Below are 26,133 nucleotides of genomic sequence, written 5' to 3' on the forward strand. Positions count from 1 at the left end.
CAGGCTCGCTCCCACATTGGATTTTGTGACCGACAAAGATCAACTGTGGGAGCGAGCATGCTCGCGAAAGCGATCTGCCAGGCTACAGAAAATATCAGACTAAATGCGACCTTCAGGCGCATACGGCGCCGGATCGATAATCGGCGTACGCCCGAGCATCACATCGGCAAACAACTGACAAGACGCCGGCGCCAGCACCAGGCCGTTGCGGTAATGCCCACAGTTCAGCCACAAACCCTCAAACCCCGGTACCCGGCCGATATACGGAATCCCCTCCGGCGAACCCGGGCGCAAACCGGCCCAATGCCCCACCACTTCGGCCTCCGCCAGCGCCGGCAGCAATTCGACTGCCGAAGCCTTGAGGCTCTCCAGCGCGACCTTGGTCGGGGTCTTGTCGAAGCCTTCGTGCTCCAGCGTACTGCCGATCAGAATGTGCCCGTCGCGACGTGGAATCGCATAACGTCCCTTGGCCAGCACCATGCTCGGCAGGAAATCCGCTGCACACTTGTAGAGAATCATCTGGCCCTTGACCGGCTCCACCGGCAGCGTCAGATCCAATGTCTTGAGCAGATCACCGCTCCATGCCCCGGCCGTCAGCACGATCTGCTCGCCGCGGATCAGGCCCTTGGACGTCTCGACGCCAATCACTCGCTCGCCTTCGCGAACAAACCCGCTGACTTCGCATTGTTCGTGAATCGTCACGTTCGGCAGCGCCAGCAACGCCGCTTTCAGCGACTTCACCAGCCGTGGGTTACGCACGTTGGCCACATCGGCCATGTAGATCGCCCGGGCGAACCCGCCACCCAGCACCGGCACCGCGTCGTGCACCGCCGAGATATCCACAGCCCGCAGCGGACGGTTTTCCCGCTCGGCCCAGGCCAGTGCTTCGGTTTCATCTTCCAGATCCAGCCAGTACAGGCCGGTGGTGTGCACTTCGGGATCAACCCCGGTATCGGCAAACAGCCGCTCGCCCAGCTGTGGATAAAAATCCTGCGACCAATGCGCCAGCGCAGTGACGGCCGGGCTGTAGCGCCACGGGTACAGCGGGGAAACGATGCCGCCACCGGCCCAGGACGATTCCTGGCCGACGTTCGAGCGATCCAGCAGCACCACGCTGCGCACTTCGGAGGCGAGGTTGTAGGCGGTCAGCAGGCCAATCACCCCGCCACCGACAATCACCACTTGCTGTTGCCTGGTCATGTTTGATCCAACCGTAATGAAGACAGCGGGCGCAAAGAGTCGCCCGTAAGAAGTTACCTCAGCGGCCCCAGCAATCCTTGGTGGTCAGCCCGGTGGTAGCGTTGTTCATGCTTCTGACGCCAGTGTTGGTCAGGGTGAAATCACCGCACTTGTCGGTCGCCATGGTCGTACCGGCCTTGCGGGTGGCGGTCAGCAGGAAGGTCTGGTCAGCGATCGTCGGGGTGATGGTGTAAAAATCATTGCCCGTGCTCAGACCGGTGATGCCGGTGTAGACGTTGTTTTTGGTGTAGAAGCGCTCGAGGATCTGCGCCTGTTCCGAAAGCAGCGACACCACTTCGGCGCGCCGGCCCTTTTTCAGGTACTCGGTGTAGCTCGGTGCGGCGATGGTGATGATGATCCCGATGATCGCAATCACGATCATGATCTCGATCAGGGTGAAGCCCCGGTTGAATCTGCGCATGCCTCAAACTCTCACTTACTGTATTTGTCGCCACATGATACGACGGCTGCCGCCACCGGATTTTTCCACCAGCGTGGTCACGGTGCCACTGGAATCGTTGACGAGCTTGCGAGTCCCGCCGTTGACGATGGCGTTCAGGGTCGGAATCCCGCCGGTGAACACCACGCCACTGGAAATCGTGTCGTTGCTGTCGACCACGCCATCGGAATTGGTGTCGAGCACCGCGTAGTTGAGCATCTTACCGCTGAACGCATCGAGTTCGACCAGTTTGCCGGTACCGAAACTGGCACAAGGGTCCGTGGTGTCGACACTGGCGGTGGTAAACACGATGCGTCCGAGCACCAGACTGGCCTGATTGATCACCCGCTCGCCGGTCAGCACATTGTTGTACACCAAAGGCAGATACCAGCCCTTCTCCCCCGGATAGGTCGTGTCGTTCTGGCTGGTGGTGATGAACTGTCCGGTGCTGCCGGAGAACACGCCGGTCACCGCCTGCGCCTGCAGGCTGCTGACCGTCAACTGTCCGGAACCGCCGTCGGCATCCCACACCGAGTAGAACGCCTGCAAATCCTTGTTGGTCTTGTCGGCGGTCTCGTTGAATTTGCCGGTGCCGACGAAGATCTGTTTGCCCCCCAGCGAATTGTCCGCCAGCAGCGGCTGCGCGGTGATCGGCTGAGTCGCCCCGCCCGCCGTGGTGAACAGTGGTTTGCCGGAAAACGCCACGCCCCAGCTGTCGGTCGACGTCGCGCTCAGATCGAATTTCCACAGGCGCCCTTTCAAATCACCGCCGTAGGCGGCCTGCACCACGTTCGAAGAATTGACCTTGAGCTTGACCGACGACAGACCATTGGTGGTCTCGGTGCTGTCGATGACGATCTTCTTGATCAACGAACCGTCACGCACATCCAGCACATACAAAGCCGCCACTCCGGAGTTGCTGCCATAACCATTGGCAATGAACGCCGCCCAGCGACCATCGGCCAAGCGTGCCACTTCCGGGCGCGCGTAGGCATAACCCAGATCATTAAATGCGTTGGCTGTGTTCGCTGTTGCGGGTGCGCTGACTTCCCACAAGGCATTGAGCACATTGCCCGCAGACGCGTCGAACAGTTGCAGCGCGTAGAAAGTCTTGCCGCCAGCACCGGTGCCGCCGATGGCCAGGGTTTTCCAGGCGCTGTTGATTTGCGCGTCATACACACCGACCTGGCCGTCCACCAGAAATTTATGGCTGACGCCATTGATGTACGCCGGATCGGCAATCAGCCGCAGGGACGGCAACACGCTGGACGGCATGTAGGCATAACGTCGAGTGCCGTTGGCCGAGTTGATCACGTTGACGAAGCCGTCGTTGGCGTTCACCACCAGACTCGAATTCATGTTCGCTGCCTTGGTGGTCAGGTACGTGGTGTAAGTGGTGTCGCCCGACAGGTCGGAGGCGGTTTTATCACTGGGCGAAGCCAGCACCAGTGGCGAGTTGATGATGTCGCCGAGCAAAACGCTGCGCACCTTGAGCCCGGTCTTGTTGGTGCCCTTGCTCCACTCCACCAGATCGCTGCCGCTGATGCCGGTGGGCAGGCTCTGGCTGAGCGCCGTCTGTTGGGCCGCGGAAAAGTTGCCGTAGGCCAGCGTCACGGCGGCGTTGCTGCTAGTGTTCCACGATTGATAGGTCGGTGCGGTCGCGCCCGGGACAATGGTGGTATCGGTGGTCCACAGGGCCGTCGAGGTGTTCACCGCGCCCGCCGAAGTGAAGCCGAATGACTTGATCGTGCCACGCCAGTCCTTGGGGTCGTAGCTGGTCTGGAAATAACTGGTGCCACTGGCCAGCGTGGTGCCGCTGGTGACTCCCGCGCCGCCGGAGCCGGCCTTGGAGGTGATATCGCTCAACGCCGAAGACAACGCGGTGTTGAGACCGGTGCTGTCGGTCGCCTGGTAATAGCGGCCCTGCCCGTAGCTGGCAGCGTCCGAGAGCATGTCGTTGTCGGCGGTAAAACCGACGGTGTAGGTATTCATGTTCTGCTTGGGAAAATCCACCGCGTTCCAGCTTTTGCCGGCAGCGTCTGTCCCCGTCGAACGCATGTCGATGTCGAACGCAAACTTGGCAATGTCATCCAGATACAGCGTGTCACCCTCGTTATCGCCATTGGGGTTGTTGCCGTCATTGTTAACGCCGTCCCAGTTCGGCAAACGACTGCCGCCCAACGGATCGTTGCTCGGGAAGGTGCGGTCGTAAGTCGGCAGACCGTCGGTGATGACCACGCCGTAGTTTTTCTGGCAGCGGTACTGGATCGGACTGGTGTAAGTCGTCGGCGTGCTGTTGTAGTACGGCGCCATGCCGCGCATGTAGCGGGTGATTTCGTAGTAGGTTTCCGCCAGCGGCGTGTTGGCCACGGCACCTAAAGCGTTGATCGAGGAAATCAGCGCATTGTAGTTGGTGTCGGCCTGCGCCTGGGTCACGCTGCCGGACACCGGAGACAGGTCGCTGATGGCGCGGGCAATGTAGCCACCATTCCCGGGATTGTTGTTGGTGACCGGGTTGAAGGTCGACAGGCCCATGCGCAAGTTACGGTTGCTGGTGACCAGGGCGGTGGACACGTTGCGCGCGACGTTGATCCGGTAGTCGTTGGGAATCGCCCCGGTGGTGAAGTCGCGGGTGCCGTTGTTGATCGCCAGACTGACCACATAAGCAATGTAATCCCCCGTGTAGCGCGTATTGCCGCCGCCCACCGGATCAGGCAGTTTCAGGCACAGCGGTGCAATGCTGTTGTTGTAAAAGGCGAAGGCGCCGCCGGAACAGCCGGATGTCGGCAGGTTCGATAAAAACACCGGATCGCCGGTAATCGCTGGCGCATTCAATGCCGAACACAGGCCAAGGAACGCATTGCACTGCCGGGCCGGGGTGCGCGTGACGTTCGGGTCGAATCCTGCCGCGTAAATGATGCTGTTCATGCTGCCGGAATCGTCGATCAGCAACATCACGTTGGGCGGCACCGCCGCTGCGCTCAAGAGTGGCGAGTCGGACGGCGTGAACGCATACGCCGGCGCCGCCAGATACAAGCCCAGCAGCATGCCGGTCAACAGTGTCCGGCAGCGCTCAATACTTCGCATAGACACTCTCCACCACACTGCGCGAAGTGCCAGCGATACCGACCGCAGTGACCCGATACAGGGTCGCCGACGTGTTGCTCGGCACGTTGACCGCCGTCAGAGTGGTACCGATGTTCTGTACACCATAAAAGCCGTTACCGGCTGCGATCCACGTTACGCCGGAAGTCGAATTGAGCCCCGCCGCACTGACCACCGAGGACTCTGCTGGCGGCGCACACTGCGTGGTATTGGCACACACCGCCAGCGAGTAGCTGTCGAGTTGCACCGCACTCTCGCCGATACGCAGCGCGGCCTCGGCGGTCTGGAACGACTGATTGCGCAGGCTGACGCTGCCGGCCATTTTCTCCTGCAGGTTGGCGCTCTGCATCGAGGACAGCCCGATCAAGGTCAACAGCAACAGGAACACCAGACTGACCAGCAGCGCCATTCCGCGCTGGTTTTGCCGCTGGTTGAATGCAACTTTCATCAGCCCGGCCCTCACTGCAAGCGGTTGCGCAATGCGGCAACCACGTTGAAGGTTTGATTGGCCACCCGATTGTTCGGGTCGGTGAGGGTCAGGCTCAGGCGCACACTGCGGATACGCGCCGGATCACTGGGGTTGGCGCTGTAAGAGGAAGCCGCGACGTCAGTGGCGGACGCGGCCAGGCCGAAGGTCACATTAAAGGCACTGACGTTATTCACCAGCACCTGTTGGGTCGGGGTGCCGCTGCCGGTGCCCATGAGAATCTGGTTGTTGCTGAAGCTGTAGATCAAACGGCGGATCGGAAAGGCGATCTGCCCGCTCGCCGCCGCCCGCAACCCGGTATAGGCCGTGGCGCTGTTGCGGCAATCGGAGAGCACCGTCCAGGTCGGTGTGCCGCCACTGCCGCCAACATCGGCGGTGACCAGGGTCAGCTTGAGGTTGCTGTTGTCCCAGTTGATCGGCGTAACCTGCGCCGCGTAGAAATCCCCTGCCGAACTCGCGTCAGTAATCGTGCCCAGGCAGCCAAACATGCCGACCATGCGCAGTTCCTGGATCATCTTGCTCAGGACAAAACGCGCGTCTTCCTGCATCGCAGCGGCGGTGTTCTGGCTGACGTAAGTGTTTTTGGCTGCAAGGAACGTCTGCACCACCCCCAGTACGATGATCAGCCCAAGCGCCAACGCGATGAGCATTTCGATCAGGCCGAACCCTCGCTGATCATGCTTCATGGCGTGGCCACCGGGTCGACCGTGGCGCGACTGGTCAGAACGAAGCTGCGTGTGGTACCGGTGGCATTCGCGGCCCGCGAGTCATTCCAGTTGATGGTGATGGTGTACACCCGCTGATTGAGGGTGATCGTGCCCGTGGCGGTGGGCCCGCCGAAATTGACGATGTTGGTGGTGAAGTCGTAAAGATCCTGATCGCGGGCCACGCCGAGATTGCCCGAGGTCGGCGGCGTCACCGTGTAGTCGGCGGCAGCGTTGGCGCGGATGCGGTCCATCATGTCGTAGGCGATAAAGCTGGCCTGACTGGTCATCCGTGAACTGTCGGTGTATTTGAGCGCATTGAGCTGCACGGCGGCTGCGCCCAATATCCCGACCGTCAGAATCAGCAACGCGACCAGCACTTCGATCAGCGACATGCCCTCCTGTGCCTGTGTGCTCCCTGCCCTCATCCGCAACTTCCACCCGATTGAATTCGTCCGTTCAGACACACGTTCAGCGTCCTGCTTTGCGTTCCCAGCACGTAACTGATGGCCACCGCTGTCGACGGCGCCGCCAGGCCACCCAGATTATTGAAATCCAGTGCGGACACTCCTGAGGGTAGCGTCAGAGTCGCGCCGCTGCTCATTGCTGGAACAACCCGCAATACATTGGCCGCAGTGCCAGTACCGTCGTAGACCGACAATTCGCCGGTCCACACGCTGCCGCCGGCGCTCGGGCGCAAGCGTGTGGTCACGCCGCGATCAATCGCCTCCAGCCGCGCAAAGTTGATGGCACGCTGCAGGTCGCCCATTTCCGTATCGGCCTTGCTGCTCTGGATCGAGCGGGTGAAACCCGGCACCGCCAGGGTGATGAGGATCACCATCACGGCGACCGCAGCCAACAACTCGGGCAGCGTGAAACCTTTTGTACGATGATCCATCGATGCCCTCCGTTGCCGTCGGCTATACCTGCTTCTACAAACTAGAACATTCAACCGGCCTGCGTCGGTTGATTTGCCCTGCCCGGCGAAAAGGATCGTGCCGGGCTTCATGCTCCACGGAGGGAGTCGTCATGCCGCAACAGGGTTTCAGCCTGATCGAATTGCTTATGGGACTGGCGATTGGCGCAATTGTTCTGTCACTGGTCAGTCCGGCGTTCGCCGCCTTCACCGAGTCGACTCATCGCGAGCAGGCAGCGCGGTCGCTGCTCGAGGGCATTCGCAACGCCCGCACCCTGGCCATCACCCGCAACCAGAGTGTGGTAATCCATGGCATCAATGGCGACTGGAGTCAGGGCTGGCGGATCATTCTGGATCTCAACGGCAAGGGGCCGCAGGACAGCAGCAATCCGCTGCTGGTGGAGCAGGCGAGTGACGGACGAATACCGATCGTCGGCAATTGGGCGGTGAGTCGTTATGTGCGTTTCAGCAGTCTGGGACAACCGCTGATGCCCGGGCGGGCGTTTCAGGCGGGGACGCTACATATCTGCTCGGCACGCGAGCCGGTCAGCCAACTCCAGGTGGTGCTGGCGGCAACCGGTCGGGTGCGCCTGACCAGCGCAAAGGCTGAGCAGGCGCTGTGCCTGAAGACGAAGAACGTCAGATCGAGCGGACGCGCAGCTCTTTCGGCATCGAGAAGGTGATGTTCTCTTCGCGGCCGGCCAGCTCATCGGCCCCCGTCGCGCCCCAGGCCTGCAACTGCTGGATCACGCCGCGAACCAACACTTCAGGCGCGGAGGCTCCGGCGGTGATGCCAATGCGCTCAACGCCATCGAACCAGCTTTTCTGCAGGTCTTCAGCGCCGTCGATCAGGTAGGCCGGCGTGGCCATGCGTTCGGCCAGTTCACGCAGGCGATTGGAGTTGGAGCTGTTCGGGCTACCCACCACCAATACCACGTCGCATTCGTCAGCCAGTTGCTTGACCGCGTCCTGACGGTTTTGCGTGGCGTAGCAGATGTCGTCCTTGCGCGGACCACCGATGGCCGGAAAACGTGTACGCAGGGCATCGATCACCCGACTGGTGTCGTCCATCGACAGGGTGGTCTGGGTCACGAACGCCAGTTTTTCCGGGTTACGCACCTGCAGTTCGGCCACGTCTTTTTCGTCTTCGACGAGGTAGATCGCGCCGCCATTGCTGGCGTCGTACTGGCCCATGGTGCCTTCGACTTCCGGGTGGCCGGCGTGGCCGATCAGGATGCACTCACGGCCGTCGCGGCTGTATTTGGCGACTTCGATGTGCACCTTGGTCACCAGCGGGCATGTGGCGTCGAATACCTTCAGGCCACGGCCGGCGGCTTCATTGCGCACAGCCTGGGAAACGCCGTGGGCACTGAAGATCACGATGACGTCGTCCGGCACTTGATCCAGTTCTTCGACGAAGATCGCGCCACGGTTGCGCAGGTCTTCGACGACGAACTTGTTGTGCACCACTTCATGACGCACATAGATCGGCGGCCCGAAGACTTCCAGGGCGCGGTTGACGATTTCGATCGCCCGGTCCACGCCGGCGCAGAAGCCACGGGGGTTGGCGAGTTTGATTTGCATGCTGTGCCTCGTGTCTTGCGCGCAAGAAATAGCGAAAACGGTTGAAAACATTGTGGGAGCGAGCCTGTTGTGGCGAGGGGATTTATCCCCGATCGATTGCGAAGCAATCGTCAAAACAGTCAACGCTTCCGGCTCTGGATCGCGGTGATCGGATTCGGGGCCGATTCGTACCCCATCGGGGATAAATCCCCTCACCACAAAAGCCCATTCCCACACTGGTTCTGCTGTGTACTCAGATCGCTTTGACGTTGATGATCTCGACGTCAAAGGTCAGCGTCTTGCCTGACAGCGGGTGGTTGAAGTCGATGGTCACTTGCGCGTCGTCGAACGCTTTCACCACACCCGGCAGCTCAGTATTGGCCGCATCCTTGAAGATCACCAGCAAACCCGGCGACAGTTCCATGTCGACAAACTGCGAACGCGAGATGATCTGTACGTTTTGCGGGTTCGGCTGACCGAAGGCGTTTTCCGGCTCAACGGTCAGCGTACGCTTGTCGCCGGCCTTGAAGCCGAACAATGCCGCTTCGAAACCCGGCAGCAGGTTGCCATCGCCGACCTTGAAGGTCGCCGGGGCTTTGTCGAATGTGCTGTCGACCGTGTCGCCGTTCTCCAGGCGCAATGCAAAGTGCAAAGTGACTTCCGTGTTCTGGCCGATGCGTTGCTCAGCCAATACCTGTTCAGTCATGAACGGCTTCTCCGGTTTTCTTCGATTTGAACATGTCCAGTGCCAGCATCACCGCACCCACGGTGATAGCGCTGTCGGCGAAGTTGAACGCCGGGAAGTACCAGCGGTTCTGCCAGTGCACCAGAATGAAGTCGATCACATGGCCCAGGGCAATGCGGTCATACAGATTGCCCAGCGCACCGCCCAGCACCAGCGCCAGAGCGACGGCCAGCCAGGTATCGTTGCGGCCCAGACGCTTGAGCCAGACCACCAGCACCGCACTGACCACGATCGCGATCAAGGCAAACAGCCAGCGCTGCCAGCCGGAGCTGTCAGCCAGGAAGCTGAACGCCGCGCCGGTGTTGTAGGCCAGGGTCCAGCTGAAGTAATCGGGAATGATCACGATCTGCTGGAACATTTCGAGCTTGCCTTCGAAGTAGAACTTGCTGGCCTGGTCGATGACCAGAACCAGCAAGCTCAACCAGAGCCAGCCCAACCGTCCGAAACGGCCAACGGCGTTAGGCATAGTGACGAACCTCGCCGGCGCCATCGATGTTGTCCACGCAACGGCCGCAGATTTCCGGATGTTCCGGGTTCACACCGACGTCTTCACGGCAGTGCCAGCAACGGGCGCATTTCGGGAAGGCCGATTTGACGATCTTCAGTTTCAGGCCGCTGACTTCGGTGGCTACCGCGTCCGCAGGAGCCTGAACGAAAGGTGCCACGCTGGCAGTCGAGGTGATCAGCACAAAGCGCAGCTCGTTGCTCAGCTTCGCCAGGTCGGCGCTCAGCGCGTCTTCGGCGAACAGCGTCACTTCTGCTTGCAGGTTGCCACCGACGGCTTTGGCCGCACGCTGGATTTCCATCTCTTTGTTGACTGCCACCTTCACTTCCATGATGCGATCCCAGTAGGCGCGACCCAGCTCGAAGCCTTCCGGCAGCTCGGTCAGACCTTCGTACCAGGTATTGAGCATCACCGATTCGTTGCGCTCGCCCGGCAGGTACTGCCACAGCTCGTCAGCGGTGAACGCGAGGATCGGCGCGATCCAGCGCACCAGCGCTTCGGAGATGTGGAACAGCGCGGTCTGGCACGAGCGGCGTGCCTTGCTGTCGGCGCCGGTGGTGTACTGGCGGTCCTTGATGATGTCGAGATAGAAACCACCCAGCTCCTGCACGCAGAAGTTGTGGATCTTCGAGTAAACGTTCCAGAAGCGGTATTCGCCGTAGTGCTCCTGCAATTCACGTTGCAGCAGCAGCGTGCGATCCACCGCCCAGCGATCCAGCGCCAGCATGTCTTCAGCCGGCAGCAGGTCGGTGGCCGGGTTGAAACCGGTCAGGTTGGAAAGCAGGAAGCGCGCGGTGTTACGGATGCGACGATAGGCGTCCGCGCTGCGCTGCAGGATCTGCTCGGACACGGCCATTTCGCCGGAGTAGTCGGTCGACGCGACCCACAGACGCATGATGTCGGCGCCCAGGGTGTCGTTGACCTTCTGCGGCGCGATCACGTTGCCAAGCGACTTGGACATCTTGCGCCCGGATTCATCGACGGTGAAACCGTGGGTCAGCAGTTCGCGGTACGGCGCGTGGTTGTCGATGGCGCAACCGGTCAGCAGCGAGGAGTGGAACCAGCCGCGGTGCTGGTCGGAACCTTCCAGGTACAGGTCGGCGCGCGGGCCGCTCTCGTGGCCCATCGGGTGCGAGCCGCGCAGGACGTGCCAGTGGGTGGTGCCCGAGTCGAACCAGACGTCGAGGGTGTCGCTGATCTTGTCGTATTGCGGGGCTTCATCGCCCAGCAGTTCGGCGGCGTCGAGTTTGAACCAGGCTTCGATACCTTCGACTTCGACGCGTTTGGCGACTTCTTCCATCAGCTCCACGGTACGTGGGTGCAATTCGCCGCTTTCCTTGTTCAGGAAGAACGGGATCGGCACGCCCCAGTTGCGCTGACGGGAGATGCACCAGTCCGGACGGTTGGCGATCATCGAGTGCAGGCGCGCCTGGCCCCAGGCCGGCACGAATTTGGTGTCTTCAATGGCTTTGAGCGAGCGCTGACGCAGGGTGTCACCGGACACAGGCTCTTTGTCCATGCCGATGAACCACTGCGCGGTGGCGCGGTAGATCAGCGGGGTCTTGTGGCGCCAGCAGTGCATGTAGCTGTGTTCGATGACGGTGGTGTGCATCAGCGCACCGACTTCGGTCAGTTTGTCGACGATGGCCGGGTTGGCCTTCCAGATGAACTGGCCGCCGAAGAATTCCAGCGACGGCACGTACACGCCGTTGCTTTGCACCGGGTTGAGGATGTCATCGTTGACCATGCCGTATTTCTTGCAGGTCACGAAGTCGTCCACACCGTAGGCCGGAGCAGAGTGAACCACACCGGTGCCAGCGCCCAGTTCGACGTAGTCGGCCAGGTACACCGGCGACAGGCGGTCGTAAAACGGGTGACGGAAATTGATCAGTTCCAGCGCCGAACCTGGCGCAGTGGCCAGTACGGTGCCTTCAACGCCGTAACGGGTCAGGCAGGATTCAACCAGCTCTTCAGCCAGGACCAGCAGCTTGTCGCCGATATCCACCAGCGCGTAGTTGAACTCAGGATGAACGTTCAGCGCCTGGTTGGCCGGAATGGTCCACGGGGTGGTGGTCCAGATCACGATCGAGGCAGGCTTGCCCAGCGACGGCAGACCGAACGCGGCGGCCAGCTTGGCTTCGTCGGCGATCGGGAACGCCACGTCGATGGTCGAGGACTTTTTGTTCTCGTACTCGACTTCCGCTTCGGCCAGGGCCGAACCGCAATCGAAGCACCAGTTCACCGGCTTGAGGCCCTTGAACACGAAACCGCCCTTGACGATTTCGGCGAGGGCGCGGATTTCACCGGCCTCGTTCTTGAAGTCCATGGTCTTGTACGGGTTGGCGAAATCGCCGAGGACGCCGAGACGGATGAACTCGGTCTTCTGCCCTTCGATCTGCTCGGTGGCGTAGGCACGGCACAGCTCGCGGGTCTTGTCCGCGCCCAGGTTCTTGCCGTGGGTCACTTCAACCTTGTGCTCGATCGGCAGGCCATGGCAGTCCCAACCCGGAACATACGGCGCGTCGAAACCCGACAGGGTTTTCGAGCGGATGATCATGTCCTTGAGAATCTTGTTCAGTGCGTGACCGATGTGGATCGTGCCGTTGGCGTACGGAGGGCCGTCGTGCAGGACGAACTTCGGACGATCCTTGCCAATCTCGCGCAACTTTCCGTACAGGCCAATACTGTCCCAGCGCTGCAGAATCTGCGGTTCGCGCTGTGGCAGGCCGGCCTTCATTGGGAAGGCGGTGTCCGGAAGGTTTAGCGTGGCTTTATAGTCGGTCATTTAAGGCTCTTCATTAGCGATGGGCGCTAGGTGCGGCTAGTGCACGGGCGGCGGCGACATCCGCGTTGATCGCCGTTTTCAGTGCCTCCAGGGAGGCGAAACGCTGCTCTTCACGCAGCTTTTGGTGGAAAACCACCGTCAGACGCCGGTCATACAGATCGCCGGCAAAATCCAGTAGATGAACTTCAAGGTGGGCTTTGCCGTCACCTTGGACCGTGGGCCGCACGCCGATGTTGGCGACGCCTGGCCAGGTCTTGCCGTCGATGTCCACATCCACCAGGTAAACCCCGGTGAACGGCACGCGACGACGCTTGAGTTGAATGTTGGCAGTGGGCGTACCCAGTTGCCGGGCCAGTTTCTGACCATGCAGCACGCGACCGGCAATCCGGTAAGGACGGCCGAGCAAGCGTTCGGCCAAGGCAAAATCGGCGGCGGCCAACGCATTGCGCACCTGGGTGCTGCTGACGCGAATGCCATCCAGCTCGACGGTTTGCGCGGCTTCCACGGTAAAACCGTGGACCTGGCCAGCCTGCAGCAGAAAATCGAAATCGCCAAGGCGATCGCAGCCAAAGCGGAAATCGTCGCCGACTTCCAGATGCTGCACGCCGAGGCCGTCCACCAAAATAGTATCGACGAACTCACTGGCGCTGAGCTTGCTCAGGCGCTGGTTGAATGCCAGGCACAACACGCGGTCGACACCTTCGGCAGCCAGCAGCTGCAATTTGTCGCGCAAGCGGGCCAGACGTGCCGGCGCGGTCTCCGGGGCAAAGAACTCCCGGGGCTGCGGCTCGAAAATTACCACGCAGCTGGGTACGCCCAACTCAAGCGCACGCTCACGCAGCCGGGCCAGGATAGCCTGGTGACCACGGTGAACACCGTCAAAGTTGCCAATAGTGGCGACGCAGCCCCGATGCTGGGGGCGCAAGTTGTGGAGGCCTCGAACCAGCTGCATAACGCGCTTCTTGCTCATAAAGTGGTCGATTATAACCACACCCGACGGTCGACGACAGGCAACACCGTAACGCAAAGTGCTCGAGCCGACAAAACTGCCGGCCCGCGCCCGTATTTAAAGGCTGAAACCTCAGCTCAAAGCCTTGCGATTGAAGTCACGCAGGCGGAAACCGAGCAGCAGCAACATACCGAAATACGCCACCACACCGGCAACCACCAGCGCCCCCAGACGCAGGAAGCGCTCCAGCATGTGCCCCTGATCCCAGGCCGGCATGAAATGCATGCCCAGCAACAGAACTGCCGACATCACCGCCACCGCTACCACCAACTTGAAACCGAACGTGTACCAGCCCGGTTGCGGCTGATACATCTTTTGCTTGCGCAGTTGATAGAACAGCAACCCGGCATTGAGGCAGGCTCCGGCACTGATCGCCAGCGCCAGACCGGCGTGAGCCAGCGGGCCGATCAGCATCAGGTTGAACAATTGCGTGCACACCAGTGTGAAGATTGCGATTTTCACCGGAGTGCGGATGTTCTGTTGCGCATAAAAGCCCGGCACCAGCACTTTGATCACGATAATTCCAAGCAGACCGACAGAATAGGCAATCAGCGCACGCTGGGTCATGGACGCATCGAACGCGCTGAATTGCCCGTACTGGAACAGGGAAACGGTCAGCGGTTCGGCGAGAATCCCCAGCGCCAATGCACACGGCAGCACCAGCACAAAGCACAGGCGCAGGCCCCAGTCGAGGATCCGCGAATACTCGTGGCGATCCTTGCTCGCATAGGTCTTGGCCAATGTCGGCAGCAGAATCGTGCCCAGCGCCACTCCGAGCACGCCGGACGGCAGCTCCATCAAACGGTCAGCGTAATACATCCACGACACCGACCCGGCCACCAGGAACGAAGCGAAAATGGTGTTGATGATCAGCGAAATCTGACTCACCGAGACGCCAATAATCGCCGGCAACATCTGTTTCATCACTCGCCAGACGCCGGTATCACGCAGGTTCAGGCGTGGCAGCACCAGCATGCCGATCTTTTTCAAGTGCGGCAGTTGATAGAGCAACTGCGCCAGACCACCGACCAGTACCGCCCAGCCGAGGGCCATCACCGGCGGATCGAAATAGGGCGTCAGGAACAGCGAGAACACGATCATGCTGACGTTAAGCAAGGTCGGCACGAAGGCCGGCACCGAAAAACGGTTCCAGGTATTGAGAATCGCCCCGGCCAGCGATGACAGGGAGATCAGCAATATATAAGGGAACGTCACCCGCAACAGATCAGAGGTGAGCTGGAATTTTTCCGGCGTGTCGGTAAAACCGGGAGCCGTGGCCCAGATTACCCACGGTGCAGCGATCATCCCCAGCGCGGTAACCAGCGCCAGCACCAGGGTCAGCAGGCCGGAAACGTAAGCGATAAAGGTGCGAGTCGCCTCTTCGCCCTTTTGGCTTTTGTATTCGGCCAGAATCGGTACGAAAGCCTGCGAGAACGCCCCCTCGGCGAAGATTCGTCGCAACAGGTTGGGCAATTTGAAGGCAATGAAAAAGGCGTCCGTCGCCATTCCGGCGCCGAAGGTGCGAGCGATGAGCGTGTCACGGACGAACCCCAGAATCCGGGAAAGCATCGTGATAGAGCTGACAGCGGCCAACGATTTGAGCAGATTCATTGAGGAAATTAGTGCCTGTCGATAAACAGCAGGCGAACAATGCGCCCACTTGTGCGATACTCCGCGCCGCAACAGCACAGAGCCAAAGCTCGCGAGTTTACAGGTCAAGCGCCGGAAATAAATATCCCGCCTCTTCATACCTACCACTTAGCGGAACGTTTCAAGCGCCCTTGACAAGACTTCTCTTCATCGGCATGATTCGCGGCCTATTTTGTTTGCTATTTCCTAAAAAGTCTTTCGAGGAGCTCGACGGTGGCCAACTCACCTTCCGCCAAAAAACGTGCAAAACAGGCTGAGAAGCGTCGCAGCCACAACGCCAGCCTGCGTTCCATGGTTCGTACCTACATCAAGAATGTAGTTAAAGCCATCGACGCAAAAGACGCTGAAAAAGCTCAAGCTGCATACGTTCTGGCTGTGCCAGTTATCGACCGTATGGCCGATAAAGGCATCATCCACAAGAACAAGGCTGCTCGTCATAAGAGCCGTCTGAATGGCCACGTCAAGGCACTGAAAGAAGCTGCCTAATCGACGTAGTCATTAAAAAACCGACCCTAGGGTCGGTTTTTTATTGCCCGTGATTTGATAAACGCAGAGCAAAAAAAATGCAGGAGCGAGCAAGCTCACCCCTGCAATTGGTTTTGCGCTGTTACTGCTGCACCGGCACCCACGGCACGATCGGAATTGCGGTTACCGCATTCTGCGGACTCCCTTCGATCACGCGATCGCTGTAGACCAGGTACACCAGCGTGTTGCGCTTCTTGTCGAGGAAACGCACCACCTGCATGGTCTTGAACACCAGCGACGTGCGCTCCTTGAACACCTCGTCGCCATCCTTCAGCTCGCCCTTGAACTTGATCGGGCCAACCTGACGGCAGGCAATCGACGCCTCGGCGCGGTCCTCGGCCAGCCCCAGACCACCCTTCACCCCACCCGTCTTGGCGCGAGACAGGTAGCAGGTCACGCCGTCGACTTTCGGATCATCGAAAGCCTCGACTACGATTCGGTCATTCGGGCCGACGAACTTGAATACCGTCGACACCTGACCGATTTCCTCCGCCGAAGCCAGTAATGGCAACGCCATCAACAACCCCAACAATCCTTTTGCCATGCGCATGCGTAATTTCCCTCAGACCAGAATCAGGTTGTCACGGTGAACCAGTTCCGGCTCAGCCATGTAGCCCAGCACGCCGACAATCGCATCCGACGACTGACCGATGATTTTTTGCGCCTCAAGCGCACTGTAGTTGGCCAGGCCACGGGCAATCTCGCGACCATCAGGCGCCACGCAGACCACCATTTCGCCCCGGCGAAAACTGCCCTGGACCAGCTTCACCCCGACCGGCAACAGGCTCTTGTGGCCCTGCGACAATGCCGACACCGCACCTTCGTCCAGCACCAGCGTGCCGCGAGTCTGCAGATGCCCCGCCAGCCATTGCTTGCGCGCTGCCAGCATGCCGCGCTCAGGCGACAGCAGCGTGCCGATGCGCTCACCCGCCTTCAAACGATCAAGCACTCGCTCCAGACGCCCACCGACGATGATGGTATGCGCCCCGGAACGCGCCGCCAGACGCGCCGCACGCAGCTTGGTCTGCATGCCGCCACGCCCCAGCGCGCCGCCGGTGCCGCCCGCCACCGCATCCAGGGTCGGATCATCGGCACGCGCTTCGTAAATCAGTTGCGCATCAGGGTTGTTGCGCGGATCGGCATCGAACATGCCGTCGCGATCGGTGAGGATTACCAGCAGATCCGCCTCCACCAGATTGGCCACCAGCGCCGCCAGCGTGTCGTTGTCACCGAAACGGATTTCGTCGGTGACCACGGTGTCGTTTTCGTTGATCACCGGAATGACCTTCAGCTCGACCAGCGCACGCAGGGTGCTGCGGGCATTCAGGTAACGCTTGCGGTCGGACAGGTCGTCATGGGTCAGGAGAATCTGCGCCGTGTGCCGACCATGCTCGGCAAAGCTCGATTCCCAGGCCTGCACCAGCCCCATCTGACCGATTGCCGCGGCAGCCTGGAGCTCGTGCATCGCACTGGGTCGCGCGGTCCATCCGAGACGGCTCATGCCGGCAGCCACAGCACCGGAAGACACCAGCACCAGCTCGACACCCGCCTCATGCAAGGCCACCATCTGCTCGACCCAGACACTCATTGCCGCGCGATCCAGCCCTTTGCCATCAGCTGTCAGCAAAGCGCTGCCGATCTTCACGACCCAACGCTGCGCACCTGTCACCTTGCTCCGCATCATCTTCAACCTTAGCTTGAGGGCAGCGCGACCCAGCGCCGCCCATGTCGTTATTTGTGACTTGCGATTTCCAGATACTAAAACGCCGCTCGATTGAGCGGCGCTTAAGTTTACTGCAACGAATCAGTCGCGCACGTAAATGATTTCCGGACCGTCTTCATCATCCACATCTTCTTCGTCCCAGTCATCGTCGCCGATGTCGTGGACCGACTTCACGCCGCTGCGGCGCAGGGCACGCTTGTCGTCCAGTGCCTGCAACTGTGCACGGGCTTCGTCTTCGATACGCTGATCGAGATCGGCCAGCTCTTCCTTGTACGCCGGGTCGTTAGCGAGACGATCGGCACGGTCTTCCAGGTAACGCATGATGTCGCGCGTCAGACGCTCAGTGCCTTCTTTGGCGATGGCCGAGATCACGTAGACCGGACCTTCCCACTGCAGGCGATCAACGATTTCCTTGACGCGCTCTTCGTGCTCTTCCTCAAGGATCTGGTCGCATTTGTTCAGCACCAGCCAGCGATCACGCTCAGCCAGCGAAGGACTGAATTTGACCAGCTCATTGACGATCACTTCAGCCGCGTCCGGTGCACTACTGTCATCCAGCGGCGCCATGTCGACGAGGTGCAGCAACAGACGCGTACGCGCCAGGTGCTTGAGGAAGCGAATGCCCAGACCGGCACCGTCGGAAGCGCCTTCGATCAGCCCCGGAATGTCGGCGATGACGAAACTTTTCCAGCGGTCGACGCTGACCACACCCAGGTTCGGCACCAGCGTGGTGAACGGGTAGTCGGCAACTTTCGGCTTGGCCGCCGACACCGAACGGATAAAGGTACTTTTACCGGCGTTCGGCAAGCCCAGCAGACCCACGTCGGCCAGCACTTTCATTTCCAGTTTCAGGTCGCGCTGCTCACCCGGCTTGCCCGGCGTCGTCTGGCGCGGCGCACGGTTGGTACTGGATTTGAAACGGGTGTTACCCAGACCGTGCCAGCCGCCCTGCACCACCATCAGTTTCTGGCCAGCCTTGGTCAGGTCGCCAATCACTTCCTGGGTGGCCGAGTCGATCACGGTGGTACCGACCGGCACGCGCAGGATCAGGTCTTCACCCTTCTTGCCAGTGCAATCGGTGCTGCCGCCGTTGGAGCCACGCTCGGCATCGAAGTGCCGGGTGTAACGGTAGTCGACCAGGGTGTTGAGGTTTTCGTCGGCCATCATGTAGATGGAACCGCCGTCACCGCCGTCACCGCCGTTCGGGCCGCCGTTTTCAATGAATTTTTCCCGACGGAAACTCATGCAGCCATTGCCGCCGTCGCCAGCTTTTACGCGGATCGATACTTCGTCTACAAACTTCATAACTCAACGCCTCTCGCCATACGGACGAGCCGAAAAACAATCAAGACATAAGACTCTTGCAAAAATGAGCGCAGCGACCCCAAAACACGACCTGCATCGCACGCCGACAGCCCATACAAACAGTTTTGCAAGAGACTCACCCCACAAACGAAAAAGCCCCGTCGCAAGACAGGGCTCTTCCAGCGATCTCGCGATTAAGCCGCGACAACGCTCACGTAACGACGACCGAAGGCGCCTTTTACTTCAAACTTGATCACGCCTTCGATTTTCGCGAACAGGGTGTGATCTTTACCCATGCCAACGCCGTAGCCAGCGTGGAATTGGGTGCCGCGCTGACGCACGATGATGTTGCCGGCCTTGATGACCTGGCCGCCATACATCTTCACGCCAAGGCGTTTGGCTTCTGAGTCGCGACCGTTACGGGTACTACCACCAGCTTTTTTGTGTGCCATGAGTTCAATTCTCCTAGTGAGGAATTAGGCTGTAATTAAGCCTGAATACCGGTGATTTTGATCTCGGTGAACCACTGGCGGTGGCCCATACGCTTCATGTGGTGCTTACGGCGACGGAACTTGATGATGCGGACTTTATCGTGACGACCTTGGGAGATCACTTCAGCCTTGACGGTTGCGCCAGCAACAACAGGTGCGCCGATGTTCACGTCGTCGCCATTGGCGACCAGCAGAACGCGGTCAAAAGTCACGGATTCGCCAGTAGCGACTTCCAGTTTTTCGATCTTCAGGTATTCACCTTCAGCGACCTTGTATTGCTTACCGCCGGTAACGATTACTGCGTACATGGTATTTCTCCGATAATCCTGCTCACCCAGCTCTTTATAAGAAGAGGTATTGGCTGGCATGGCTGCATGGGGCTGGAACGGCCCAAGTGCAATTGCGTAAGGCAGGTGCTGCCCAGGAAGTTCAGGGTGCGCGATTGTACGCAAGCATCGAGAGTCACGCAAGAGGCCGTCCATCGCGCCTTGACAGGCCCCGGTGGGGGTCCTAGCATGCCGCGCAACCCTTCTGGAGCAACTGTCGCTGATGCAACCCCAAGCTTTCTACCGCGCGGTGGCGGACGATTTTAGCGCCGTCGACGGCATCATCAAGAAGCAGCTGACTTCCCGAGTGCCGCTGGTATCGAAAATCGGCGATTACATCACCTCGGCCGGCGGCAAACGCCTGCGTCCTTTATTGGTGCTGCTGTGCGGCAAGGCCCTCGGTCGCGAAGGCGACGACCTGCGCCTGCTGGCCGCCACCATCGAATTCCTGCACACCGCGACCCTGCTGCATGACGACGTGGTCGACATGTCCGGCATGCGCCGTGGCCGCTCAACCGCCAACGCCATGTGGGGCAACGCTCCGAGCGTGCTGGTCGGCGATTTCCTGTACTCGCGCTCGTTCGAAATGATGGTCGAACTGGGCTCGATGCCGGTGATGAAGATCCTGTCCCAGGCCACGCGCATCATCGCCGAAGGCGAAGTGCTGCAACTGTCCAAGGTGCGCGACGCCAGCACCACCGAAGAAACCTACATGGAAGTCATCCGCGGCAAGACCGCGATGCTCTTCGAAGCCTCGACCCACAGCGCTGCCGCACTGGCCGGTGCCACCGCCGAGCAGAGCGAAGCCCTGCGCACCTTCGGCGATCACCTCGGCGTGGCGTTCCAACTGGTCGACGACTTGCTGGACTACAAGGGCGACGCCGAGACCCTGGGCAAGAACGTCGGTGACGATCTGGCCGAGGGCAAACCAACCCTGCCGCTGATCTTTACCATGCGCGAAGGCACGCCAGAACAGGCTGCCCTGGTACGCCAGGCGATCCAGAAAGGCGGAATCGAAGACCTCGAAAGCATCCGCATCGCCGTGGAAGCCTCGGGTTCGCTGGAGTACACCGCGCAACTGGCCCGTGACTACGTGGCCCGTGCGATCAAGTGCCTCGACGCGCTGCCGGCCAGCGAATACCGCGATGCACTGGTAGAGCTGAGCGAGTTTGCGGTCGCCCGCACGCACTGAATTCGCCAGGCAGATCAAAAGATCGCAGCCTTCGGCAGCTCTTACATCAATCACCTGTAGGCGCTGCCGAAGGCTGCGATCTTCTGCTTTTGGCTCCATCAAAGGCTAAAACCTTATACAATGTGCGACTTTTAGCGATCCACATCCCAAGGAGCCTTAGTGAGCACGTTGCCACCCTGCCCGAAATGCAATTCCGAATACACCTACGAAGACGGTGCCCAGCTGATCTGCCCTGAGTGCGCCCACGAGTGGTCGGCCAACGGCGAAACCGAAGTGGCGTCCGATGATGCCGTGAAGAAAGATTCGGTCGGCAACGTCCTGCAGGACGGCGACACCATCACCGTGATCAAGGACCTGAAGGTCAAGGGCACCTCGCTGGTGGTCAAGGTCGGCACCAAGGTCAAGAACATCCGCCTGTGCGATGGCGACCACGACATCGACTGCAAGATCGACGGCATTGGCCCGATGAAACTCAAGTCCGAGTTCGTCAGAAAGGTCTGATCCGCTTGTCATCCATCCCGCGCCCGCCGTGGGATGGAGCTCCGACCTCTCCTGCTTTGCTCCCGCATACTCGCGTAATAGCCAGACGCCAGCCGTTTTGACCTTACGCAATCTTTACCCGGAAAAAATCGCATTCCGCCAATAGGCACTTGCTATTTGACGAATAAGAATTATTCTCATTGAAACCTTTCAAGGAGATGAGACCCATGACTTATTTGATCGATGCCTGGCTGGATCGCCCACACCCGTACCTCAGGATCCTGCATCGGGAAACCGGCGAAGTCTGTGCGGTTCTGGAAGAAGAAGCCCTGCATGAGCTGCAGGATCAGGGCGACCTGGACGTCAGCAGCCTGAATTCCAGCGAGCCGCTGGTGCTCAAGGAGCTGGTGCGCAATCTGTTCCTGTTCTGCTATGCCCGGGCGTTGCGCCCGACCCATGAGCTGCATCACAAGATCGAAATATGAGTAGCGCGGAAAAAACTGTGGGAGCCAGCCTGCTGGCGAAAGCGGTGTGTCAGGCACGGATGATTGCCTGAAAGGACGCCTTCGCGAGCAAGCCCGCTCCCACATTATTGACCTGTCACCGGGACAGGCCAGGCATTACAGAACGTCCAGCAGCTCGACGTCGAATACCAGAACGCTGTGCGGCGGGATGCTGCCAACGCCTTGAGCGCCGTAAGCCAGTTCGCTCGGCACGTACAGGCGCCATTTGCTGCCGGCGTTCATCAGTTGCAGGGCTTCGGTCCAGCCGGCGATCACGCCGCCCACCGGAAACTCTGCTGGCTGGCCACGATCGTAGGAGCTGTCGAACACGGTGCCGTCGATCAGCATGCCGTGGTAGTGAGTACGCACGGTGTCTTCACGGGATGGCTTGGCGCCTTCGCCCTGGGTCAGCACTTCGAATTGCAGACCGGAAGCCAGGGTGGTGATGCCGTCTTTCTTGGCGTTTTCAGCCAGGAACGCACGACCTTCGCCAGCAGCCGCTTCAGCTTTGGCGGCGGCTTCGGCTTGCATGATCTCGCGGATCACCTTGAAGCTGGCGGACATGGCTTCCTGATCGACACGGCTTGGCTTGCCGGCGAATGCGTCGGTCAGACCGGCCAGGATGGCGTCCAGGCTGACACCCGGTGGCGGGTTGTCGCGCAGCTGGTCGCCCAGCTGACGGCCAATGCCGTAGCTGACGCGGGTTTCGTCGGTGGACAGATTTACTTCGGACATGACACTGCTCCGCTGTGCGGACGGCCGCAAGACTTGCCGTGCGTGCACAGCGCGTCCCGGCGCGCCCGGAACCTAAAAGGGCGAGCAGACTAGCACAGATGCCCAGCGATGGCGCGCAACGCCTACAGGGCCGAGCGCCACGCCAGCGGCACTTTCAGGCTTTCATCGACGCTGCCGCCCAGGCCGCACATTTCATCGTGCACCGAGGTATGTACGAGGTTGAACGGCAGCACCGGGAAGTTATGCAGCAAATCCCGCGCGTGCTCCACCGAACGCAGCTGCAGCATCTCGCCCTTGAGATCACTCAACGGATACGCGGCGCCATGCATCCGCGCTTCGAGCAGATAAATCCCGCCCTCCATGGAGATCAGGTTCAGCTCATCGACCTTTCTGGCGATGGCAAACGCATTCAACTCTTGCAGGTTCATGAAGGCACCTCGTGCGATGGCGAGCCAGGACCTTTACAGGGATATGCCCGCGCGCACCAAAGCACAAGCCACAAACGACACCGCCCGTCTGTTTCGCAACAGACGGGCGGTGTCGTTTGCAGCGAGCAATCAATGATCAGTGCTTGGTGAGCTTGTCCAGATAGCCCATCGCAAACGCCGAGATCACGAAGGTCATGTGGATGATCACGTACCACATCAGGTGCTCGGGATCGACGTTCTTGGCGTCCATGAAGATCCGCAGCAGGTGGATCGAGGAAATCGCCACGATCGACGCCGCCACTTTCATCTTCAGCGACGAGGAGTCCATGGTGCCCAGCCAGCTGAGCTTCTCTTTGCCTTCGTCGATGTTCAGCTCGGACACGAAGTTCTCGTAGCCGGAAATCATCACCATCACCAGCAAACCGCCCACCAGCGCCATGTCGATCAACGACAGCAGCACCAGGATCAGATCCGATTCGGCCATGGAGAACACGTTGGGAATGACATGAAACACTTCCTGGAAGAATTTCAATGCCAGCGCCAGCAGCCCGAGGGACAGCCCGATATAGATCGGCGCCAGCAGCCAGCGCGTGGCGTACATTGCATTTTCGATAAAGCGTTCCATTGACTCTCACACAATAAGGATTGAAATCGGCGGCGAGTATACCAGCCGACCGTGACAGCCAGAAACGGCCCGGCTCGCCCCTCCAGTCAGCGCAACCTGCGTGTGTGTATGATTTTTTTTCTGCTACTGTCCAAACCATTGACCGCCTAGCGAAAGTGGACAGGACGACTGGAAATGCATGTGCGATTGCCGTTGAAAACTGCCGGGATTTGCCTCGCTCTGCTGCTGGGCGGCTGCTCTCCCGGCGAAGAGAAAAAACCCTCGGTCAGCCTCGACGCGAAGACGGAAACCTTCGAACATTCACTGGACGCCATCACCGATCCGAAGCTCAAGGATGCCGTGACCGAACTCGGCGGTTCGCTGCTGTTGCTCGAACGCGCGCAACTCAAGCTCGACAGCCCTCCCCTGAAAACCGTCTACGGCGAAGACACCCTCGGCATCCTCAAGCACTACCCTTCACCGCAGGCGCTGGTCGATACATTCATCAACGGACTGTTCGTGCTGCACAAAGACGCCAGCTCCGACTACCTCACCGACCTGCAGCCGGTGTTCCCGTTCAACCTGAACATTCCCGGTGGTTTTCTGTTTCCGCATGGCGTGGAATGGCAGTCGGTGACCCTGAGCAACAAGCGCGTGATCACCTATCAGCCGGAATGGTCGGAAACCGATCCCGGCATTCAGTTGAGCCCGTCCAGTTCCAATGTCAACAACCCCGATGACCTGACGGTGACCTACCCTTTCATCGAGGGGCTGGACGTCGACAAGAAGACACAACCGCAGCCAGTGAGCCTGCAGGGTAACGTCGAAGTCATCACGCCGCGCCGCCTGTTCAGCTTCAACCTGAGTCAGAAGGATGTCGGCCAGACCCGTACCGACGACAACCTCAGCGTTACCCTGCTGAAGCTTGCAAAAAACTACGCCGAAATCGAATTCAGCAACAGCCTGCCATTGGCCCCAGAGGTCGAGGGTGCGCAGCTCAATCCGTTGATCGTTCAGGCCCGCGACACCACCGGGCAATACCTGGTGCGCGCCGGCTCAATCAATGAGAGCCCGGCACAAGTCGCCTTCTACGAGAAACAACTGGCACATCTGCAACAGCAGAAAACCTGGAGCGAGGCGCTGGAAAAACAGCTTGAGGACGAACAGCAGGCCTTCGCACAGCAGCATCCGCGCCGCTATAACAAGGTCTACTTCAACGGCCCCGTCGACACCCTCGAAGTCAGCGTGCTGGATTTCTCATCGGCGACCGTGACCCGCAAGGCGCTGGATCTGCCGGTGCGCACCTTCAATCAGCACACCACGGACAAAACCATCCAGCCGCTGAACCCGGACGTAGTGGTCTATGACGATCTGGCGCCGAACTGGCTCAAGGGCGCGAGCCTGACCGAGGAAGCGTTGAAGGCCGGCATCCGCATCCATCAGTCCGTGGAGGATCCGAGCGCCGCGCGCATCGAGTTCTCCCACCGGCGTACCTTCAACGATGAATTGCTCGGCGATGATTTCAGCCCGGGAGAAAGCCCGGTGACGTTCTTCACCGAGAAACGCAGCGGCAAACTCGACGAGCCGATCGAACTGCCAGCCGAGGCCTATCAGGTCGATCCGCTGCAAGCGACCATCACTTACGATTTGAACCTGTTCCCGGAAACTCCGGCAATTGCTGTGGGTTCGATGCCGCTGTTTCTGGCGAGCGTCGACAAGAAAACCTACGACACCAAGGCCCTGCCCAAAGGCTTGGAGATCAAGAACAACACTCTGGTGGTGGACCTGAAACGGTTCCCGGCCAACGCCTGGCGTTTCTTCGTCAAGGACGACAGCGGCAACTACCTGAAACAGATTCTCTCGGTCAGCCACGACGCGAGTGCGCAAGGCCCGGCGCTGTTCGGCGTGCATTACTTCTATGGCCGTCCAACGCAGGTGGAGACCTATCAACGAACTGAACTCAATACCGTGCAATACGGGTTTGAGGTCAAGCTCGACAAGGCGCCGTTGCCCGACACGGCGCGGTGATTGCGCCTAATGGTCGAACACGCCGACCGGACGTCCACGGCCACCGTTGATCTGGCGCAGCTGTGCCTGCAGGTGCAGGCTCCAGATCTGCGGATCGTTGGCCAGTTCGTAGCCGTGCATCGTCAGGCTTTCCACAATGGTGTCGAGAATCGACTCGGCGGCGACCGGCCCGTGAAACGGGCCCTGGGCCTTGATGGCGGAGGGTTGTTCGCCGGCCATGCCGGCGGCGAAGAGCAAGGTCCACATGCCGTTATCGCCGGCCAGGGGTTTGATGGCGCATTCGATACGGGTCACAAGACCCAGGCATTGACGGGTGAGGCAGAGGTTGCGCGACATGGCGGCGACCCTCGGTAAAACCTGTATTCAGCCTTCACGCGAAGGCTGTTTCGATCCAGTGATACTGTCGATGTCCTTGAGCTGAGAATAGAAGAAAAGTCCGCCGCGCAAGCCGGATAGAACCAGAAGGCGCCGAATGGTCATTGTGTGAATTCTGACGCCAGAGTAGTGGCACTTTTCCCGAAGATCAGCGCAAAAATCAATCTGGAAAAACACTGTGGGAGCGAGCCCGCTCGCGAATGCGGACTGTCAGGCAACTTATTCGTCGTCTGATACAGCGCTTTCGCGAGCAGGCTCGCTCCCACAGATT

Annotated in this window: 28 protein-coding genes; 6 read left to right on the forward strand and 22 right to left on the reverse strand. The window is 59.9% G+C overall.

Going from position 1 to position 26,133, the window contains the following annotated elements:
- Positions 1-99 precede the first annotated feature (99 nt).
- From thiO to AC193Q_RS15975, 7 genes are read right to left on the reverse strand one after another with little or no spacing between them, the layout of a single operon-like run.
- Positions 100-1,200 carry a glycine oxidase ThiO gene (gene thiO / locus AC193Q_RS15945; protein ID WP_483878599.1) on the reverse strand — a complete coding sequence of 367 codons (1,101 nt, stop codon included), beginning with the start codon at positions 1,198-1,200 and terminating at the stop codon, positions 100-102.
- A 58-nt stretch (positions 1,201-1,258) separates the two neighbouring features.
- Positions 1,259-1,660: a type IV pilin protein gene (locus AC193Q_RS15950; protein WP_041065326.1), complete on the reverse strand. Its 402-nt coding sequence runs from the start codon at positions 1,658-1,660 to the stop codon at positions 1,259-1,261.
- Between the two features lie 15 nt (positions 1,661-1,675).
- Positions 1,676-4,765: a pilus assembly protein gene (locus tag AC193Q_RS15955; protein ID WP_483878600.1), complete on the reverse strand. Its 3,090-nt coding sequence runs from the start codon at positions 4,763-4,765 to the stop codon at positions 1,676-1,678.
- Complete coding sequence (locus tag AC193Q_RS15960; protein ID WP_041065320.1) at positions 4,752-5,231, reverse strand: pilus assembly PilX family protein; 480 nt, start codon at positions 5,229-5,231, stop codon at positions 4,752-4,754. The genes AC193Q_RS15955 and AC193Q_RS15960 overlap by 14 nt, the downstream gene beginning before the upstream one ends.
- An 11-nt stretch (positions 5,232-5,242) precedes the next feature.
- Positions 5,243-5,956, reverse strand: a complete 714-nt coding sequence (locus tag AC193Q_RS15965; RefSeq protein ID WP_041065317.1) for a PilW family protein — start codon at positions 5,954-5,956, stop codon at positions 5,243-5,245.
- Positions 5,953-6,402 (reverse strand): type IV pilus modification protein PilV, encoded by a 450-nt coding sequence (gene pilV, locus AC193Q_RS15970; protein WP_041065314.1) that lies wholly within the window; start codon positions 6,400-6,402, stop codon positions 5,953-5,955. The genes AC193Q_RS15965 and pilV overlap by 4 nt, the downstream gene beginning before the upstream one ends.
- Positions 6,399-6,872 carry a GspH/FimT family pseudopilin gene (locus AC193Q_RS15975; RefSeq protein ID WP_095668286.1) on the reverse strand — a complete coding sequence of 158 codons (474 nt, stop codon included), beginning with the start codon at positions 6,870-6,872 and terminating at the stop codon, positions 6,399-6,401. Before AC193Q_RS15975 ends, pilV begins: the two co-directional genes overlap by 4 nt.
- A gap of 131 nt (positions 6,873-7,003) precedes the next feature.
- Here AC193Q_RS15975 and AC193Q_RS15980 point away from each other — a divergent pair, with 131 nt between their 5' ends.
- The gene (locus AC193Q_RS15980; RefSeq protein WP_131671586.1) at positions 7,004-7,573 is read left to right on the forward strand and encodes a GspH/FimT family pseudopilin; all 570 of its coding nucleotides are present in this window, start codon (positions 7,004-7,006) and stop codon (positions 7,571-7,573) included.
- Here the strand turns inward: AC193Q_RS15980 and ispH are convergent.
- The 6 genes from ispH to murJ all read right to left on the reverse strand — a co-directional run bounded on the left by ispH (position 7,530) and on the right by murJ (position 15,108).
- Positions 7,530-8,474 (reverse strand): 4-hydroxy-3-methylbut-2-enyl diphosphate reductase, encoded by a 945-nt coding sequence (gene ispH / locus AC193Q_RS15985; RefSeq protein ID WP_086792860.1) that lies wholly within the window; start codon positions 8,472-8,474, stop codon positions 7,530-7,532. The genes AC193Q_RS15980 and ispH overlap by 44 nt on opposite strands.
- A 232-nt stretch (positions 8,475-8,706) precedes the next feature.
- Positions 8,707-9,144 carry an FKBP-type peptidyl-prolyl cis-trans isomerase gene (gene fkpB / locus AC193Q_RS15990; protein ID WP_179295010.1) on the reverse strand — a complete coding sequence of 146 codons (438 nt, stop codon included), beginning with the start codon at positions 9,142-9,144 and terminating at the stop codon, positions 8,707-8,709.
- Positions 9,145-9,151: 7 nt separating this feature from the next.
- Entirely contained in the window at positions 9,152-9,664 is a 513-nt protein-coding gene (lspA, locus tag AC193Q_RS15995; RefSeq protein ID WP_041065299.1) for a signal peptidase II, read from the reverse strand.
- The gene (gene ileS / locus AC193Q_RS16000) at positions 9,657-12,488 is read right to left on the reverse strand and encodes an isoleucine--tRNA ligase (RefSeq protein WP_483878601.1); all 2,832 of its coding nucleotides are present in this window, start codon (positions 12,486-12,488) and stop codon (positions 9,657-9,659) included. The genes lspA and ileS overlap by 8 nt, the downstream gene beginning before the upstream one ends.
- Positions 12,489-12,501: 13 nt before the next feature.
- A complete protein-coding gene (gene ribF, locus AC193Q_RS16005; RefSeq protein ID WP_003228347.1) occupies positions 12,502-13,440 on the reverse strand; it encodes a bifunctional riboflavin kinase/FAD synthetase in 939 nt (312 codons plus the stop codon).
- A 129-nt stretch (positions 13,441-13,569) separates the two neighbouring features.
- Positions 13,570-15,108 (reverse strand): murein biosynthesis integral membrane protein MurJ, encoded by a 1,539-nt coding sequence (gene murJ / locus AC193Q_RS16010; RefSeq protein ID WP_483878602.1) that lies wholly within the window; start codon positions 15,106-15,108, stop codon positions 13,570-13,572.
- A gap of 252 nt (positions 15,109-15,360) precedes the next feature.
- On the opposite strand from murJ, the gene rpsT reads away from it, so the two are divergent.
- Entirely contained in the window at positions 15,361-15,633 is a 273-nt protein-coding gene (gene rpsT / locus AC193Q_RS16015; protein ID WP_003228351.1) for a 30S ribosomal protein S20, read from the forward strand.
- Positions 15,634-15,754: 121 nt separating this feature from the next.
- On the opposite strand, the gene AC193Q_RS16020 is transcribed toward rpsT, so the two are convergent.
- The 5 genes from AC193Q_RS16020 to rplU all read right to left on the reverse strand — a co-directional run bounded on the left by AC193Q_RS16020 (position 15,755) and on the right by rplU (position 19,499).
- Entirely contained in the window at positions 15,755-16,222 is a 468-nt protein-coding gene (locus AC193Q_RS16020; protein ID WP_003228353.1) for a CreA family protein, read from the reverse strand.
- A 12-nt stretch (positions 16,223-16,234) separates the two neighbouring features.
- Positions 16,235-17,353, reverse strand: a complete 1,119-nt coding sequence (gene proB, locus AC193Q_RS16025; protein ID WP_041065290.1) for a glutamate 5-kinase — start codon at positions 17,351-17,353, stop codon at positions 16,235-16,237.
- A 123-nt stretch (positions 17,354-17,476) separates the two neighbouring features.
- A complete protein-coding gene (gene cgtA, locus AC193Q_RS16030; protein ID WP_041065287.1) occupies positions 17,477-18,700 on the reverse strand; it encodes an Obg family GTPase CgtA in 1,224 nt (407 codons plus the stop codon).
- A gap of 194 nt (positions 18,701-18,894) precedes the next feature.
- On the reverse strand, positions 18,895-19,152 hold the full coding sequence (rpmA, locus tag AC193Q_RS16035; protein ID WP_003228360.1) for a 50S ribosomal protein L27: 258 nt from the start codon (positions 19,150-19,152) through the stop codon (positions 18,895-18,897).
- Positions 19,153-19,187: 35 nt separating this feature from the next.
- A complete protein-coding gene (gene rplU, locus AC193Q_RS16040) occupies positions 19,188-19,499 on the reverse strand; it encodes a 50S ribosomal protein L21 (protein WP_003228361.1) in 312 nt (103 codons plus the stop codon).
- A 241-nt stretch (positions 19,500-19,740) separates the two neighbouring features.
- Here rplU and AC193Q_RS16045 point away from each other — a divergent pair, with 241 nt between their 5' ends.
- The 3 genes from AC193Q_RS16045 to AC193Q_RS16055 all read left to right on the forward strand — a co-directional run bounded on the left by AC193Q_RS16045 (position 19,741) and on the right by AC193Q_RS16055 (position 21,674).
- A complete protein-coding gene (locus AC193Q_RS16045; RefSeq protein ID WP_047296661.1) occupies positions 19,741-20,709 on the forward strand; it encodes a polyprenyl synthetase family protein in 969 nt (322 codons plus the stop codon).
- A gap of 159 nt (positions 20,710-20,868) precedes the next feature.
- Entirely contained in the window at positions 20,869-21,210 is a 342-nt protein-coding gene (locus AC193Q_RS16050) for a zinc ribbon domain-containing protein YjdM (protein ID WP_041065279.1), read from the forward strand.
- 206 nt (positions 21,211-21,416) lie between these two features.
- Positions 21,417-21,674 (forward strand): PA4570 family protein, encoded by a 258-nt coding sequence (locus tag AC193Q_RS16055; protein ID WP_008078558.1) that lies wholly within the window; start codon positions 21,417-21,419, stop codon positions 21,672-21,674.
- Between the two features lie 135 nt (positions 21,675-21,809).
- Here AC193Q_RS16055 and bamJ read toward each other — a convergent pair whose 3' ends face one another.
- The 3 genes from bamJ to AC193Q_RS16070 all read right to left on the reverse strand — a co-directional run bounded on the left by bamJ (position 21,810) and on the right by AC193Q_RS16070 (position 23,480).
- Positions 21,810-22,427, reverse strand: coding sequence for a BamJ family beta-barrel-assembly machinery protein (gene bamJ / locus AC193Q_RS16060; RefSeq protein WP_047296663.1), 618 nt, complete (start codon positions 22,425-22,427; stop codon positions 21,810-21,812).
- 122 nt (positions 22,428-22,549) lie between these two features.
- Positions 22,550-22,855, reverse strand: coding sequence for a DUF6482 family protein (locus AC193Q_RS16065; RefSeq protein ID WP_027612827.1), 306 nt, complete (start codon positions 22,853-22,855; stop codon positions 22,550-22,552).
- Positions 22,856-22,991: 136 nt separating this feature from the next.
- Positions 22,992-23,480, reverse strand: a complete 489-nt coding sequence (locus tag AC193Q_RS16070) for a TIGR00645 family protein (protein WP_007963798.1) — start codon at positions 23,478-23,480, stop codon at positions 22,992-22,994.
- A gap of 174 nt (positions 23,481-23,654) precedes the next feature.
- On the opposite strand from AC193Q_RS16070, the gene AC193Q_RS16075 reads away from it, so the two are divergent.
- Complete coding sequence (locus tag AC193Q_RS16075; RefSeq protein WP_483878603.1) at positions 23,655-25,487, forward strand: hypothetical protein; 1,833 nt, start codon at positions 23,655-23,657, stop codon at positions 25,485-25,487.
- Between the two features lie 6 nt (positions 25,488-25,493).
- Here the strand turns inward: AC193Q_RS16075 and AC193Q_RS16080 are convergent, their stop codons facing one another.
- Positions 25,494-25,823, reverse strand: a complete 330-nt coding sequence (locus AC193Q_RS16080) for a PA4575 family protein (RefSeq protein ID WP_047296668.1) — start codon at positions 25,821-25,823, stop codon at positions 25,494-25,496.
- Positions 25,824-26,133: the final 310 nt, after the last annotated feature.

This window comes from Pseudomonas sp. F2 (genome assembly GCF_057174385.1).